This window comes from Geotalea uraniireducens Rf4 (genome assembly GCF_000016745.1).
Classification (GTDB): Bacteria; Desulfobacterota; Desulfuromonadia; order Geobacterales; family Geobacteraceae; genus Geotalea; species Geotalea uraniireducens.
Genome location: NC_009483.1, coordinates 1,517,829 through 1,534,466, shown reverse-complemented (window position 1 = coordinate 1,534,466; position 16,638 = coordinate 1,517,829). Strand labels below are relative to the sequence as shown.

The following is a 16,638-nucleotide window of genomic DNA, read 5'->3' as shown; positions in this document are numbered from 1 at the left end:
GCTACAATTTCCCCATGAAAATACTACTCACAACCCTGCACGCCAAATATATCCACGCATCCCTCGCTCTCCCCTACCTGGCCGCTGCCTGCAAGGAAATCGAAGGGATCGACCTCACCATCCGAGAATTCACCATCAACGAACCTGCCGATCGGGTCCTGGAGCGGATCGTCGCGGAAGAGGCGGATGTGCTGCTCTTTTCCTGTTACATCTGGAACGTGGAACAGACCCTGAAGCTGGTTGCCGACCTGAAGCAGATACGGCCCGGAACCTTCGTCGTCCTCGGCGGTCCGGAGGTATCCTACGGCGTTTTCGACCTCCTGGACCGGAACCCGGCCGTTGACTGCGTCATCAAGGGAGAAGGAGAAACCGGCTGCCGGCAACTGCTGGAAGCGTTGCGACTCAACCACTCGACCACACAACAACTGGGCAGTATTCCCGGCATCACCTTCCGCGCCGACGAAGAAATCATCGCATCCCCCGGCCGGGATTCCATCGCCGACCTGGATACGATCCCCTCCCCTTTCGCCGCCTCCCTGGTGGACCTGGGCAAGCCGCTCGTCTATTATGAGACCTCCCGCGGCTGCCCGTTCTCCTGCGCCTTCTGCATGTCCTCCCTGGAGAAGGGTGTGCGCTCCTTTTCCATGCCCCGCATCAAGAGCGACCTGAAGCTCCTCATGGATGCAGGGGTACAGACCGTCAAGCTGGTGGACCGGACCTTTAATTACGACGCACCCCGCGCCGATGAAATATGGGATTTTATCGGCCGCAACAACCGGCAAAGCCGCTTTCACTTCGAGATCGCCGCCGACCTCCTGACCGACGACAACCTCGCCATGCTCGCCACGGTCCCGCCGGACACCTTTCGTTTTGAAATCGGCGTCCAGTCGGGTGGTACGGAAACCCTGGCGCGGGTCGGCCGCAAGTCGAACCTGGAAAAGCTGTTCGGAAACGTGGAGAAGCTCTGCCGCGACACAAACGTTACCATTCACCTGGACCTGGTGGCAGGCCTCCCCTATGAAGATTTCGACGGGTTTCTCGACTCCCTCCAGCGCCTGATCGATGTCTCCCCCCACCATATCCAGGTCGAGCCGCTCAAGGTGCTGAAGGGCTCGGCCATGCGGAGGATTGCGGACGACGAGGGGTACGCCTATTCCGCCACCCCGCCGTACAAGATACTGCGCACCCCCTGGCTTTCCTTCGAGGAAATCTGCCGCATCGAGACCATTTCCAGACTGCTGGATCTCCTCTACAACAGCGGCAGATTCGGCGCCTCCCTTGCCGTGCTGGCGGACAAATCGCCTCTCACCTCTGTGTTCAATGATGCAGCACAATTCTGGGAAGAAAGGGAGATAGCAGCGCACCTCTCCCAGGCCGGGCTGTTCGAGACGTTCCGGCAGTTTGCGGGACATTTCCTCGCCGAAGAAGAACGGGAGCTCTTCCGGGACGCCCTCTGCTACGATTTCTGTCTCGCCGAATACCCGGCAGCGGGCAGGCTCCCCTCTTTTTTCTCCGACAGCGTACACTTGGAAACAGGTGCAGGGGATAAGGGGAAAATCATCGAACTCGTAAAAGAGCTCGACATTGCGGAAGGGAGCAAGGTGAGGACCTTCAGCCGGAGCTTCAGCCGCGACTACCGTAGCAGACGACCACTTCCAGTGCCGGTCCGGCTGCTCTTCGTCTATATCTCCGCACCGGGAAAAGGGTTGCAGGTCCGTGTTCTTGACCTGTAAACCCGCACATTGCACCCTCCCCCAACCCCTCCCATCAAGGGAGGGGAGCTTTAAAGTCCCCTCGCCCCTTGTGGACCCAAATTGCGGGCCTAAAGGAGAGGGCTAGGGTGAGGGGGGAAGTGCGGACGTTTGCAGACCGTCTGTTGCAGCGGCCTTTTCCTCGGCGTTCCACCACCCTCCGCCAAGGGCGACAAAAAGGGCGACAGTGTCCTGGAACCGCTGGGCCTGCGCCCGGAGCCAGCCGATCTTTGCCTGATGGTACTGACCGTTGGCAATGAGGATCTGCAGATAGTTGACGGTGCCGGCCCGGTAATTTGCCTGGATCAGCCGCAGCGCTTCATCCGCAGTGTCGAGGGATTGAGACTGGGCGTGAAGACTCTCTGCGTCATGTTCCAGCGCCCGCAGGGTGTCGGCAACCTGGGCAAAGGCGCTGAGTACGGTCTGCCGGTAGCCGGCCAGCGACTGCCGGTAGCGCTCCTTTGCCGCCTCCCGCTGGAACCAGAGCGTGCCGCCGCGGAACAGCGGCGCAGTGACGTTTGCCCCCAGGCTCCAGAAGCTGCTGTCGATCTTCAAGAGGTTACCGATGGTGCTGTTGTTGAAGCCGTAGCCGCCGTTCAGCGTAAAGCTCGGGAAGAGTGCCGCGGTGGCCACCCCGATATCAGCGTTCGCGCCGTGCAGCTCTGCTTCGGCCGCGAGGATATCGGGTCGCTGGCGCACCAGCTCCGAAGGAAGGGTCACCGGCAGGTCACGGGGGAGCGTGAGGTCGGCCAGCTCAAGCTGCGGAGGTGCCCACTGCGCCGGTGCACGGCCAGCCAGGGTGGCGAGTAGATGCCCGGCTTGGTCGAGCTTTTGCCGGAGCGGTGGCAGCGTCGCTTCGACGGCGGCCAGCTGACTGCGGAGGCTGAGCACGTTCGCGTACGGCACCGTGCCGGCCTGTGTCTGCGCTTCGGTGATCGCGACCTGTTCCCGCTGCATGTCGATGAGTTGCTCGGTGGCCCTGATCTCTTCGCGGTAGGCCGCCTGGGCGATCAAGGTGTTGACGACGTTGCCCGATAGCGTGAGGTAGGTGCCAAGGACGGCGGCGCGCTGCACATCTACCTGGGCTTGCAACCCCTCAACCGCACGGCGCTCGCCGCCGAAGACGTCGAGGGCATAGCTGACCGAGGCCTGAAGGGTGAACAGGTTGAAGATGCTGGGATTGCTCCCGCCGAAACGGGCCGGGGAGAACTTCTGCCGCGCGGCATCGAACGAGGCATCGACTTGGGGAAAGAATACACCGTAACCGGCACGGAGGTTGTCCTGACTCTGGCGCAGGCTCGCTTGCGCCGCCTGGAGACTCGGGTTGTTGGCGATGACCTCCTGCACCACGGCGTTGATCTTCGCGGAGTTGAACAGGCGCCACCAGTCTGCGGCGATCCTGGCCCCCTTGGCAAAGTGCTGCGTCTGGCCGTCGGCAGGTATGGTCGTGGTCGGCGCTGTCCCGTGGGTGTATTGTTCGACCGTGGGAGGCGCGGGACGGACAAAGTCCGGCCCCACGGCACAGCCGGCAAGCGAGACGAGCGCTATCCCGCCCACCACTATCAGTGCCCGCATCCCCGTTCCGGGGCTGGCGGCATTCTCTGCTTTCCCGACTCCCCTGAAAACGTATCTATACCAAGACATCGATTTCTTCATGAATTTTCCCACAAAGGTTACCCTTGTGTCTGTTTTACTTCCATTCTCAGGAAATAGCTCAATACCGTTCGGATGGCGACGATAGCGGCCAATATCCCCACCTTGCTCCAGTTCGGACTGACTACAGAGCTTATGATGTCTGCAGCAATGAAAATTTCCAGCCCCAACAAGAGATGGGCGCCCAGACGTTGCCGGATCGTCTCATTTTCCGTTATCTGATCCTTCTTCTCCGCAGACAGCTTGTGCCGCAAAAAACTGATGATCGCCTCAACGACGCCATAGATGACAATCAGGGCGCCTAATACGCTGATGACCGTGCAGATTATTTGGACGACACTACTCAGTATCTCCATCGTGACTTCCCCCTTAGTCCCTTAGAAAAATTATTTGCATGTTTTTTGCGAAGAATTTTTCGTGAAGGGACTTATCCCGTTCATCGGGGTTAGGGTTATTCCTCGCCGATATAGACGTCCACCAGTTGGCCGGGATAGAGGGAAAAATTGCCCGGCTTCTGAAATCTGAAGATGACCGGCAGCACCCGCACGTCCACCCGCTCGGTCCGCTGGTTCGACAACTGGATCTTCGGCGACACATAAGGCTGCACCCGCACATACTCCAGGGGGATGCTGATGTCCGTGCCGCGGATGAACATTTTTGACTTCAGCCGGGCCGGCGTCGGCAGGCGGTGGACGAGGATCTCGTCGATGTAGCACCTGACCCCGCCATACGCCTGCGCGCTCCCCATGACGAAAACCGGCGTAGATCCTTGGGTATAGGTGTCATAGGTGCCCTGCGGGGATATGTAGCTGCCGACCGCGGCGTTTATGGAGAGGATCACCCCGTCTGACGGCGCCCGTATGATGTATTTGGCGAGGAGAGCATCCGAAGCCATGTACGCCTTTGTCAGCGCCTGGTGTTGTTTTTCCTGGTTGCGTATGTCATAGATCCAGGCCCCGGCCTTGGTGAGCTCGTACTGTCTCCGGGCGACTTCGAGATTTGCTTTTGCCACGTGGACGGCATTCTCGGCGTTATCCAAATCGATTTTACTCACCGATTTCGGGTTCAGTGCGTACGATTGCCGTTGTTTGTCCAGCTGGTCCTGCGCGTTCTTGAGGCTTGCACTCGCGAAGTCCACCTGGGCTTTGGCGACTTCCAGATTTTCCTTTCTAGGCATAGCCTTGAGCTCTTCCAGGAGGGCCAGGGCGGCCTCGGCCTGGGACTTCTGCTGGGCTACGGTCGCCCTCTGCACGGAATCTTCGATCATGAGGAGCGGTGTCCCCTGCCGCACGCTTTGCCCCTCGGCAACCAGGATTCTGGTGATAATTCCCGACACTTCCGGATAGATGTTGATGTTCTCGCCGTTCGTCTGGTAGCTTTCGATGATGCCGTTGGCGTAGATTCCCTTGCCATAGGGATTGGAGGCGGGATTGAACACCGGCGGCTGCGGCTTTTTCTCGATGCCGAAGATGTAGGCGCTCACCAGTCCGGCGACGAGGCCGATGATCGCCAGGAAAAACAGTACCTTATTCCTCACGTGCCCCTCCTTGTTCGACGCCGGTAATGCGGCCGTCCTCCATCCGCATGATCCTGTCCGAGTACTCGTAAATCCTGCTGTCATGGGTAACGATGATGATGCAGCGCTGGTCGTTCAGGATGTTGTTCTTCACGAAATCGACGATCTTTCTTCCCGTATCCCCGTCCAGGGAGGCGGTCGGCTCGTCGAAGATCAGGAGGTCGGGACGGCCGGCGATCGCCCGGGCGATTGCCACCCGCTGCTGCTCCCCGCCGCTCAGCTTGACCGGCGGCAACTGCGCCCGGTCCTTGAGGCCGACGATCTCCAGGTACTCCATGGCCGTGTTCAGGGATTCGCGCCAGTCACGCTTTTTCAGGATCAGGGGGATGGCAACGTTTTCCAGCGTGGTGAGCCGCGGGAAGAGGTGGTAGTCCTGGAACACGAAGCCCACCCTGTTCAACCTGAATTCCGCGATCTGGTCGCTCGCGAGGCTCCAGATATCCTGGTCCTCGACCGTCACGGTCCCCTCGTTCGGCCGCAGAATGCCGGAAATCATGCTCAAAAGCGTCGTTTTGCCGCTCCCCGACGGGCCGACGATGTAGAGCATCTCCCCGAACCGGGCCTCGAAACTGACGCCGCGCACGGCAACGGTTCTGGCTTCCCCTTCGCCGAACCATTTGACCAGTTCGTTTGCCTTTACCGCCGGCTCTGCCATGTCACCCCCGGAAAATATCGAACGGCTCGATCTTCAGCACCTTCCTGATGCCGATGTAACTGGAAATGCCTGCAATGATGAGGACCATGACGAAGGCGAACCAGAGGTTCCCGTAGGTGATCTTGGCTGCGTAACTGGGGAGCCGCAGTTTTGCCATGGTGATGACCAGTGCGGCAAGGCCGATCCCCAGTCCATAGCCGGTGAGGGAGGTAAAGGTCGCCTGGAAGAGGATCATGTAGATCAGTTCCCGCCCTTTCGCCCCGATCGCCTTGAGCGCCCCGAATTTCTCCAGGTTCTCCAGGATGAAGGTGTAGAAGGTCTGCCCGGAGATGGAGAGGCCGACGATGAAGCTTATGACCGTCATCAGGAGCACATTGGTGCCGAGGCCGGTCTTGTACATGTAGAAGTTGGATGTTTTCCGGATGAACTCATCCTTGGTCAGCGCGTCGTAGCCGAGCGCTTTCACCTGCTCCTTGATGTGCGGCACGGCGGCTGCGCTCTTCGGCTCCACCAGGATGAATGCAGTGGTGAATCTCATGGAGGGGATGTACTGGAGTGCCCTGGTGTAGGTGGTGTACAGGGTCGGCACGCCGAACAGGCCGCTGGTGGTTACTTTGGCGATACCGACGATGACCCCCCGGTGGTCGTTCAGCTCGAACTCCGTGCCGAGCCGTGGATTTTCAAGTTTGGGAAATTCGGCGTCCTTCACCACAACAAAGGCGTTTTCCGCGTAGATATCCTCGATCTGCCCCTCGATGAGCCCGGGTCGGCCATACAGACTGGCATCGTCCAGCCCCAGGACGGTCACCGACTGGTAGATGCCGCTGCGCAGCTTCACCAGTGCTCCGCCGGAATAGAGCGGCACGGCATATTTGACGCCGTTTATGCTCCGCACCGCATCCAGGACGTAATCGGGCATCGGGATGCTGTTCGCCGGGGTGTTCACCGCCGGGTCCATCACCCAGACCTTGGCGCCGATGTTTATGACGGTGGCGGACGAGCGGTGCAGGATGCCGGCAAACATGGAGGTCATCATCACTATCAAAAAGACGGCAAACGTTATCCCTACAAGGAGGGCGGCAAATTTCCCCTTGTCGTTCACCAGCAATTTATAAGCGATTTTCAGGATTCCATTCACTGCCGGTGTCCTTTCCATGCCGTCCAGTCATCCCAAAAACAGCAATTAACCAGTAGAGTAGGAAGCAGGTTACGACATCATTAGGTTTGGCTTGTCCGTTTCCGCCCCTTTCGTTTGGCGGTGCCTAAGTAGCCTTACCATAGTTGCCTTAACCAGCTCCCCCTCGTCAAACCGTACGTGCGGATTTCCCGCATACGGCTTACCTATCAGCCTCTTGCTGCACGGCATTATTGAGGAGTTGTGGCTTTGCTGTTACAGGTAAACCAGACCATATCGCTTAAGTCCGGCATACAGGCTTTCACCTGCCCTGAAGGGTTTGCTCCGCCTTTGGCTCCGATTGTTCAGAAATATTCGAAAGCGAGTCCTCGTGTAATGATTCACGTCTCGAAATACTTTCCGGGGATACCCGTAGTCGAAGTAGTTGCCCCATCCGCGAAGGATGCTGTTTACCTCGGCAATTGCTTCGACAAGCGGCTTTTTGTATCCGCTTCGGGTCTTCTCCCGGATTTTTCCCTTGAGTGCTCCTATGGCCTTCTTACTCGGCATGATGTTGAGATAATCCCAATCTCTGCCCCGCAGGTCACGGTCATAGCGGAGGGTGAATCCCAGAAAGTTCAGGCTCTCTTTCTTGTTCATTCTGACAATACCGGTTTTGTCACGGTTGATGCTGAGTCCAAGGTCTGTTTCGAGTTTCTCTTCCAGCCATCCGGTTATGCGATTGCCCATGTGTCTGGCCATTACTACGAAGTCGTCGGCAAACCGTACCATGCGCGCTCTGGCGAAGTGGTAGGGGCTGTCTGCTTCTTCGTGAAAGGCCCGGTCGAGCCGGTGAAGGTAGATGTTGGCAAGAAGGGGAGATATTACCCCGCCTTGTGGCGTCCCTTGTTTGGGACGGCTGATGCTGCCGTCTTCTTCTCTGACCGGACTGTGAAGCCATTGCCGGATCAGTTTGAGGACACTCCGGTCGGCTATGCGCCGCTCAAGTTCTACTATCAGGTGCTCGTGGGGGATGCTGTCAAAGTAGCTCGAAAGATCCGCGTCATACACTTCCTGCCGTCCGAGTTGGAGGTTATTACCGACTTGGTCGAGGGCTCCATGGGGACGCCTTTTGGGACGAAATCCATGGGAGCAGTCGAGAAAGTCCACCTCAAATATCGGTTCGAGGATAAGGAGTACGGCTGCCTGTACAATTCTGTCCCGCACGCACGGTATGCCGAGCGGGCGCAGTTTGCCGTTGGGCTTGGTGATGTAGACGCGACGCACCGGGGATGGTTTGTAGTTTTTGGTTCTCAGGCTTTCTTGAATTTCGTCAAGATAGCCGGATATTCCGTCTGCCCGCACCTCGATGGATTCAATGCTGACACCATCGACTCCCGGCGCGCCCTTGTTCGCCTTTACTCGCAACCACGCCGTTTCAAGTACATCACGACGATGGATTCGGTCGTAAAGGGCATAGAACCGGAACTGCGGTTCTCGTTTGGCCTTGCTGCTCAGTTTCCACCGCAGAAGGGAGACTTTTACCGGCAGTCCGGGTTCAGGTTCGAATCCTTCGGCCATCCATTCCGTTATGGAGCGTCTGTCGCTCAAGCGGGTCTCCTCTCTTTCCGTGTAAACATGACTGAAGTACGGCCCCTTGGCTCCACGGGCATTACCCCGCTTCCCGGCTACTATGGGCCGCTCCGAATTCCGACCGTACACGCTTGGCGGGTTATTGATTCCCCGTCGGCGTTCTCCCTTCGGCGAAACCCTTTCGCTTTGGGAATTACGTCGGACCTCCCAGGTTCCTCGGCTGATCTTTCGACACGCGCCCTCCCCAATCACCCCGGACAGTCCCACCGGTTCTTTCGCTCGTTTATCACCGGTGGATGGCAGGCTTCACCACATTCGGAAGGTTGGCCACTGTCAACTACGTGTAACGAGGCCGAAACGGGTTCGCTTGCGCTGGGCTCGCGTCTTCGTCGTCAGGGTAGTTATCGTACCCTTCGCTCTTTTCTTACAAAGAACCGGTCTTACTCCCCACGTTTGGTTACCCTCTCGTGACAGACCGCGACTACATGGTGAACGAGCAATTTACATGTCTGACACTTTTCAGTCAGATAGATCAGCCAGGCTTGGCCTGGCGTACCGAATAAACACGAATGTTTTTAACCCCATATTAAGTCTTGAGTCGTCACTGGTCTTTTGCATCACAAGTGGTTGTATATTCGTGCAAATTCGTGAAAATTAGTGGTTAAAATGCTTTTTATCAGCAGTGTCCGGTTAGGTTTTTGCAGCCGACACATTCCCCCCTCTCCCTAGCCCTCTCCCACCAGGGGAGAGGGAATAAAAGCTCCCCTCCCTTCGATGGGAGGGGCTGGGGGAGGGTGCAAAAAGATAGTTTCACAGCTTTTGATGCCAGTGCAATTATCTAACCGGACACTGCTGGCTTTTTATAGGTTTATAGGTTAATTCGGCCCTACCTCGCTATTCACCCCGCCAGCGTCTTTTCCATCTCCAGCACCCTGAGGGTGATCTTCAGGACCGAATCGGGATTGAGGGAGATGGAGTCGATCCCCTCTTTGACGAGAAACGCGGCAAACTCCGGGTAGTCACTGGGCGCCTGACCGCAGATGCCGCTGTGGCGATGATTTCTTTTCGCCCCCTCGATCACCTGGGAAATGAGCCGCATCACCCCCGGGTCCCGCTCGTCGAAGACATGGGCCACCAGCGCCGAATCCCGGTCAACACCCAGGGTGAGCTGGGTGAGGTCGTTGGAGCCGATGGAAAAACCGTCGAAAAGCCTGCTGAACTCGTCGATGAGGATGACGTTATTGGGAATCTCGCACATGACGTATATGTGCAACGCGTTCTCGCCCCGCACAAGGCCGTTCTTCTCCATCTCGGCAAGGACCTTCTCCCCTTCCCCCACCGTCCGGCAGAACGGGATCATGGGAATGACGTTGACGAGTCCCATCTCGTCCCGCACCCGCTTCATCGCCCGGCACTCCAGGGCGAACCCCTCCCGGTAGCGGTCATCGTAATAGCGGGAGGCGCCGCGGAAGCCGATCATCGGGTTCTCCTCCTCCGGCTCGAACGCCCTTCCGCCGACAAGCCGGGCGTATTCATTAGTCTTGAAGTCGCTCATGCGGACAACGACCGGCTTGGGGTGGAAAGCGGCGGCGATGGTCGCGATCCCCCTTGCCAGCTGTTCGACGAAGTAACTCTCCTTGTCTGCGTAACCGAAGGTGAGGCGTTCGATCTCCCGCTGCTCAGCCTCGTCCACCACCCGTTCAGGATGGACGAGCGCCATGGGGTGGACCTTGATGTAGTTGGTGACGATGAACTCCATCCTGGCCAGTCCCACCCCGTCGTTGGGTATTTTAGAGATGGCGAACGCCTCGTCCGGGTTGCCGAGGTTCATCATGATCTTCGTCCGCGGTCTGGCAAGGTCTGTAAGGGGAACCCGTTCCACCCGGAAAGGGAGGAGGGTGTCGTAAACCCTGCCGACCTCACCCTCCGCGCAGCTCACGGTGACTTCCCGGCCGGTCCCGATCCGTCCCGTTGCGTCGTTCGTTCCCACGATGGACGGTATCCCCAGCTCCCGGCTGACTATGGCCGCATGACAGGTCCGCCCGCCGCGGTTGGTGACCACGGCAGCAGACTTCTTCATTATCGGTTCCCAGTCCGGTGTGGTTGTGTCGGCGATAAGAACTTCTCCCGGCATGAACTCGGAAAGTCGATGTACATCGGAGATGACGCGGGCAGGGCCGGCCGCGATCTTCTCCCCGACGCTCGTGCCGGAGGCAAGGACCTCTCCCTTTCCCTCCAGGTGGTAGATCTCGAGGAAATCCATGTCCTTCTGCGACTGGACCGTTTCCGGACGGGCCTGGACGATGAAGATCTCTCCGCTTCGTCCGTCTTTGGCCCATTCGATATCCATGGGGAGCGCTCTCCCCGCTTTTCCCGCATAGTGCTCCTCGATGACCATTGCATGGCGGGCCAGTTCCAGGATCTCGTCGTCAGTCAGGCAGAAGAGCCGTCGTTCGGCCTCCGGCACTGCAACGTTCCGGGTGAGGAGCTTGGACCCGCCTCTGCCGTAAATCATCCTGATCTTCTTTTCGCCGAGCTTCTTGCTGATAATGGGACGGTGCCCCGAGCGGAGCGTGGGTTTGAAGACGTAGAACTCGTCAGGGTTCACCGCCCCCTGGACCACGTTTTCCCCGAGCCCGTAAGAGCCGTTGATGAGGACCACATCACGAAAGCCTGTTTCCGTGTCGATGGTGAACATGACCCCGCTCGCGGACAGATCCGAGCGGACCATCTTCATGACCCCGATGGAGAGGGCGACCCGGAAGTGGTCGAATCCCTGGTCGATGCGGTAGGAGATGGCCCGGTCGGTAAAGAGGGAGGCGAAGCAGCGGCGGCACGCATCGAGAAGCTGCGCTTTGCCCCTGATGTTGAGGTAGCTCTCCTGCTGCCCTGCGAAGGAGGCAGTGGGAAGATCCTCCGCGGTGGCGCTGCTTCGGACTGCCACGTCCGTGTCCTCCCCGTATTCCTCGCAAAGACGGCGGTAGGCGGCGATGATCTCCGACGCCAGGTCCTGCGGTAGCGGCGCCTGGTAAATCAGGTCGCGGAGCCGATGCCCCAGCCTGGCAAACTCATCGAGGTCGTTCTTGTCGATTCCTGCAAGGGCTTTTTCCATCTCGGGAAGTATCCCGCCGGATTTGACCAGGTACCGGTACGCCTCGGCGGTCACGGCAAAGCCGTTGGGGATTCTCACCCCATGGGGCGTGAGTTCCCGATACATTTCGCCGAGCGAGGCGTTCTTCCCACCAACCAGTGGAACATCATCAATGGATATCTCGTCGAACCACCTGATGTAGCACGGTTTTTCCCCCATAACTTACCCCCCTGTGAAGCTCGCGTTGATGACCATCGACAGGTATCACACTTCACATTATATATCTTCAACACAAAGAAACCACATCGAAAGTCGCAATGAATCGGGTATCCGGCAAAGAGAGAAGGAGAGCTGTTTTATTTTTCCCTTTCCATGATAAAATTTAAATACGCTAATCATGTCGATTCCAGGCATTCGATAGGCTCCCGCCACCATTTCCCACTGGAAGGAGGTCCAGATGACTTCAGCAAAGGCAAAAAGAGATCAACTGCTCAAAGAGATAATAATGGAGAAGAAACGCAAGCTATGGAACGAACTCCGGGGGGAACTCTTCGGTAAACTGGGAGAGGAGTATCATACCCAGTTCGAGATAGCCCTGGACGATGCAGAGCGGGGGCTTGCCGATCTCCTGGAAGATACCGGCCTGTCCATTGCCGACATCAGGCGGCAGGAGCTGACGCTGATGGAAGAGGCAGAACGGAGGTTGTCGGAAGGAACCTACGGAGTCTGCGATGAATGCGGATTAGAAATAGATACCGAACGAATGAAGGTAGCTCCCTACACCCGATACTGCATCAAGTGTCAGGAACGGAGCGAAGGCCCACCCTATCCCCCCGGGACAAAAATGTAACGAATCATAAACTGGGAAAATGGAGGTAAGCCATGCTCTACTTTGTCAAAGAAAACAAACTTCACTGCTACCCCGCCCCGAAACGGTGCACCGTAAAATACGAAAAAGAACAGCTACGGGACACCATTCCCCACGCAGTCGAAGAGTGCTTTTACTGCATGCGAAGATGGCCGGGGGATGACAATTGATCCTATAAAAAGCATTTTAACCACGAATTTGCACGAATTTGCACGAATTTGCACGAATATACAACCACTTGTGATGCAAAAGGTACTCACCAGATCGGTGGCTTCTCAAGATTTAACAAGGGTTAAAAACATTCGTGTTTATTCGTGTCATTCGTGTCATTCGTGGCTAACTGCCGTTTTTGGGTTGTTGGGGTCCTAGGAGCCTGTCGGACTTAGGAATGAATCTACTGCGAGAACGGAAAATCGGTCCATATTACCGGAAATTTTCGACAAATAGGTCCACTATTCGCTCTCAAATTTCCGAAAATCTGTCCTCGATTTGCCATTCTCTCGCTACGATTCCCTAAGTCCGACAGACTCCTAGGAAAAGTGGAAGAAATATCCGATCGCGCCCGACCCGAGAATCACCACCATCGGGCTCAGCTTGGTGAACTGGAGGATAAGGAATCCCCCTCCGAGGAGGAAAAAATCGCGGGGGGACAACAGCGACGTTTTCCCCAGGCTGTAGGCCGCTGCGGTAACCAGGCCGACCACGGCAGGCAGGATGCCGTCCAGGGCGGTCTTGATCAGTTCCATGTTGCGCAGTTTTTCATAACGGCTTGAAAGGAACAGCATAAGTGCTGTGCAGGGAAGGAAGATGAAAACCGTTGCCACCAGCCCTCCCACAAAGCCGCCGGCCCGGAAACCGGTGAAGGTGGCCAGCATGGCGAGCGGACCGGGAGTAAGCTGGGAAAGCGCCAGCCCGTCAAGGAACTCCTTGAGCGTCAGCCAATGGAACTGCTCGACCATGATCCGGTGGAGGAGAGGAATCAGCACATAACCGCCGCCGAAAAAAATCAGGCCGATCTTGAGAAAAATCCAGGCAAGGTTGAATATGGCGGCCATCAGCGGTGTTCCCTCTGGTAGTAGCCGCGCCCCAGCGACCACAACCCGGCCAGGACCAGGATAGCGAGCGCATTCATGTTGAAAAAAGCCGCCGCGGCAAAGGAGAGGACCGCCAGCAGCCAGTCATTGAGCCCTTTCACCTTGCTGCGCGTCATGCCGATCGCAGCCACGAGAATGAGCGCGATGACCACGGGGTTGGTCCCTTTGAGGGCGGATTGGAGCTGGGGCAGTTCGTGGAATTTAAAGTAGAGCCAGGAAAGAAGCGAGATGATACAGAATGACGGGGCGATGAATCCGACGCCGGCAGTGACCCCACCGACCACGCCGCGCAGGTAATAGCCGATAAAGACTGTCGTATTCAGGGAAAAAGGGCCGAGAATCTGACCGAAGGCGAGGCCGTGCATGAATTCATCGACCCCCAGCCAGCGCTTTTCATGAACACAGACCCGCTCGGTAAGGGAAACTATTGCCATGCCGCCGCCAAAGCCGGTAGCGCCGACATAAAAAAACGTCCTGAAAATCTCCCAGATGGAGACCTGCTTTTGCTCTTGTTTCATGGTCGAGTTATAGCAGGAAAAACTACCCGCAGGCAAGCATCGATATCTTCAGTTTGCCAGGGTGAAAAAAAATGTGGCTCCTTTGCCGGGCTCCGCCTCTACCCAGACCCGTCCCCCGTGGCGGGCAACAATACGCTGGACCGAAGCGAGACCGACGCCGGTTCCCACGAATTCGGTCATTCCGTGCAGTCGCTGGAAAGGCCTGAACAGCTTGTGGGCGTAAATCATGTCAAAACCGACGCCGTTGTCGCGCACATAATATATGTGATCCCCTTCGCTGGTGTCGACACCGAACTCGATTCTCGTACATTGCTCGCGACTGCTGAACTTCCAGGCGTTGTGCAGCATGTTTTCCAGGGCACTCCGGATCAACCGGCGATCGGCTTTAGCCATCACCCCGTCGGCGATTTCGAACTCGACCCGGCGATCCGGCTCCAGCAGCAGAAATTCCTGGGCGATGTCGCGGGCAAGGTGACTCAGGTCAACCATGTCATAGGTCAACTGGCTGCGCGTTACCATGGAGAGATTGAGCAGATCGTCGATCAACTGTCCCATGCGTACGGCAGCGGAGCCGATCCGCTCAAGATACTCCCGTCCAGGCTTATCCAGCTTGTCGGCGTAGTCTTGCCGGACAATGGAACAGAAGCCGTCGATGCCGCGCAGGGGGGTGCGGAGATCGTGGGAAACGGAATAGCAGAATGCTTCCAGCTCCTTGTTGGACGCCTCCAGCTCGGCCGTGCGTTCGCCGACCCGCTGTTCGAGCAGCTCATTGAGGCGTCGGGATTCATCCTCCGCCCGTTTTCGTTCGGTAATGTCACGCACCACACACACGTTACTCGTAATATTTCCGTCGCTATCATAGATGGGGGTCACGAAATGTTCTGACGGGAAAACCGTACCATCAGCCCGTTTCATCTGAAACAGGACCTCAAAGTACCCTTTCCTCTCATAACTTTTCAGCATTTCACTGCCGAACCATTCGGAGTTTTCCTCCGTTACATGCAAACAGGATGTACGTGCGCCAATCAGTTGGTCCCGCTCATAGCCGAACATCTTCAAGGCGGTGATATTGCAATCCTGAATTTCCCTTGTTTTGGTTTCGACGATGAACACCGCCTCGTTGAGGCTTGCCAGGGTCTTTTCAAGAAGGGTATGAGACGCATTGAACGCGTCCTCAGCCTCTTTGCGTGCCGTAATATCGTGAATGACCGAGAAGAGCAGCAATTTCCCCTTTACCCTCACGGGACCGCCGTGGACCTCAACGTCACGGATGCTTCCATCCGCAAGCCGGTGCCGGAATGAAAAGCAATTCCGCTCCTCGCGCCGGGCCAGGTTCATCTCCGCGAATACTTCGCTTGGCGGCAGGGTGTTGATCTCCGTGACCCTCATCCTCGTCAGCTCGTCTTTTGCATGGCCGTAGAACCTGCACGCCGCGGTGTTGACATCGACGATCTCCGCCGTTTCCGGGTCCAGCAGCATCATCACCGTGTGGCTATTCTGAAAAACAGCCTTGTAACGCTCCTCGCTCTCGCGCAAGGCTTCCTGTCGCCGCTCCAGTTCGCAGAGCATGGCATTGAATGCCTTGGCCAGAGTGCCGATTTCGTCGGAGGAATCAACCGCAATCTGTTTCTGCGCCCCCGCCTTTTCCGGCAAGGACTCCACATGACGGGTAAATGCCAGCAAAGGCTCTGTCAGGCGTTTCATCAGCAGCCAGGCGAGGAGCAGCACGGCAAGCACCCCCACCGTAATGGCGGAGACGAAGTAATACACCGCTTTGTGGAGCGGCGCATAGGCCTCGGCTACGGGATAATTGGCCGCTAATATCCAGTCGGTGGTACGAAGATGCTTGAAGGAGGCAAGCACCGTCACCCCGCTCGAATTGACCGTTTCCCCGCTCCCCTCAAAACCGGCTATCGCCCTGTCGAACATCATGTTGACGCCGGGCGGCGTCCCCGGTTTCATGATCCTGCTCTTATCAGGATGCACGATAAGGTTCCGATTGCTGTCGCAAAGATAGATATAGCCGGTGGCCCCGATATTAAAGGGGGTGAGTCCCTGAAGGATGTTCTTGCCCATCAGGTTGATGCTGCCGCCGAGGATTGCAAGCATTTTACCTTGCCGGTCGAAGATGGGCACGGTCAGCATGATCGCCGGTTGGTCGGGATTGTGGGTGGAAAGGTACGGCTCGGAAATCTGCGGCCGTCCTGCAGCAACGGTCTTTTTATAGAAATCGCGAAACGAAATATCCTTCCCTCGCCGGTTGGGAAGATAGGGACTTTCGGCAATCAGCCGCCCATCCCGGGAGATAATAAAGAGCCCGTTGTCGAAAAGGGAAGTCAGGGTGAATCTGTTGTCTAGGAAGCGTTGTGCGCTGTCGGCATTGGTAATGTCGTCGAGGGATATTTTCGGTGAGCCCGCTTCAAGGGCATTGAGAAGGATTTCGAGCTTGTCGTCGACACTGTTCGCCAGAGACGAAACAAGGGCGTACTGTTGGCGGGATATGGTCTTTTTATACTCACGTTCATAATAAGAGACTGCGAAACAGACCAAAGTCGTGGTAAATACGACAAACAGGGAAGAAACTGCCAGCGCCATCCTGGTTTTCAGGCTCATGTTCCGCATGCGCATGGACAATGCTCCGCATAACAGTCAAACGCACCAACAACGGTAAAAATGATAAAGCGCAATATTTTAATGTCTTATAATAAGTCTTTTCTTTCACCTA

Annotated in this window: 12 protein-coding genes; 2 read left to right on the top strand and 10 right to left on the bottom strand. The window is 57.0% G+C overall.

What is annotated here, in order from left to right:
• Positions 1 to 14 precede the first annotated feature (14 nt).
• Positions 15 to 1,733 carry a B12-binding domain-containing radical SAM protein gene (locus GURA_RS06610; RefSeq protein WP_041245801.1) on the top strand — a complete coding sequence of 573 codons (1,719 nt, stop codon included), beginning with the start codon at positions 15 to 17 and terminating at the stop codon, positions 1,731 to 1,733.
• Positions 1,734 to 1,835: 102 nt separating this feature from the next.
• Here GURA_RS06610 and GURA_RS06605 read toward each other — a convergent pair whose 3' ends face one another.
• The 7 genes from GURA_RS06605 to ppsA form a co-directional block, all read right to left on the bottom strand.
• Positions 1,836 to 3,395, bottom strand: a complete 1,560-nt coding sequence (locus GURA_RS06605) for an efflux transporter outer membrane subunit (RefSeq protein WP_198134532.1) — start codon at positions 3,393 to 3,395, stop codon at positions 1,836 to 1,838.
• A 29-nt stretch (positions 3,396 to 3,424) separates the two neighbouring features.
• Positions 3,425 to 3,760: a DUF1622 domain-containing protein gene (locus GURA_RS06600; protein ID WP_011938215.1), complete on the bottom strand. Its 336-nt coding sequence runs from the start codon at positions 3,758 to 3,760 to the stop codon at positions 3,425 to 3,427.
• A gap of 95 nt (positions 3,761 to 3,855) precedes the next feature.
• Positions 3,856 to 4,941, bottom strand: coding sequence for an HlyD family secretion protein (locus GURA_RS06595; RefSeq protein ID WP_011938214.1), 1,086 nt, complete (start codon positions 4,939 to 4,941; stop codon positions 3,856 to 3,858).
• A complete protein-coding gene (locus tag GURA_RS06590) occupies positions 4,931 to 5,635 on the bottom strand; it encodes an ABC transporter ATP-binding protein (RefSeq protein ID WP_011938213.1) in 705 nt (234 codons plus the stop codon). The genes GURA_RS06595 and GURA_RS06590 overlap by 11 nt, the downstream gene beginning before the upstream one ends.
• A 1-nt stretch (position 5,636) precedes the next feature.
• Positions 5,637 to 6,791, bottom strand: coding sequence for an ABC transporter permease (locus GURA_RS06585; RefSeq protein WP_011938212.1), 1,155 nt, complete (start codon positions 6,789 to 6,791; stop codon positions 5,637 to 5,639).
• Between the two features lie 234 nt (positions 6,792 to 7,025).
• Positions 7,026 to 8,360, bottom strand: coding sequence for a group II intron reverse transcriptase/maturase (gene ltrA, locus GURA_RS06580; protein WP_232278983.1), 1,335 nt, complete (start codon positions 8,358 to 8,360; stop codon positions 7,026 to 7,028).
• 880 nt (positions 8,361 to 9,240) lie between these two features.
• Entirely contained in the window at positions 9,241 to 11,652 is a 2,412-nt protein-coding gene (gene ppsA / locus GURA_RS06575) for a phosphoenolpyruvate synthase (protein ID WP_011938210.1), read from the bottom strand.
• A gap of 238 nt (positions 11,653 to 11,890) precedes the next feature.
• Here ppsA and GURA_RS06570 point away from each other — a divergent pair, with 238 nt between their 5' ends.
• Positions 11,891 to 12,283, top strand: a complete 393-nt coding sequence (locus tag GURA_RS06570) for a TraR/DksA family transcriptional regulator (RefSeq protein ID WP_011938209.1) — start codon at positions 11,891 to 11,893, stop codon at positions 12,281 to 12,283.
• A gap of 548 nt (positions 12,284 to 12,831) precedes the next feature.
• Here the strand turns inward: GURA_RS06570 and GURA_RS06565 are convergent.
• From GURA_RS06565 to GURA_RS22695, 3 genes are read right to left on the bottom strand one after another with little or no spacing between them, the layout of a single operon-like run.
• Entirely contained in the window at positions 12,832 to 13,356 is a 525-nt protein-coding gene (locus GURA_RS06565; protein WP_011938207.1) for a chromate transporter, read from the bottom strand.
• Positions 13,356 to 13,913, bottom strand: coding sequence for a chromate transporter (locus GURA_RS06560; protein WP_011938206.1), 558 nt, complete (start codon positions 13,911 to 13,913; stop codon positions 13,356 to 13,358). The genes GURA_RS06565 and GURA_RS06560 overlap by 1 nt, the downstream gene beginning before the upstream one ends.
• Positions 13,914 to 13,961: 48 nt before the next feature.
• On the bottom strand, positions 13,962 to 16,541 hold the full coding sequence (locus GURA_RS22695; RefSeq protein WP_011938205.1) for a PAS domain S-box protein: 2,580 nt from the start codon (positions 16,539 to 16,541) through the stop codon (positions 13,962 to 13,964).
• Between the last annotated feature and the right edge of the window lie 97 nt (positions 16,542 to 16,638).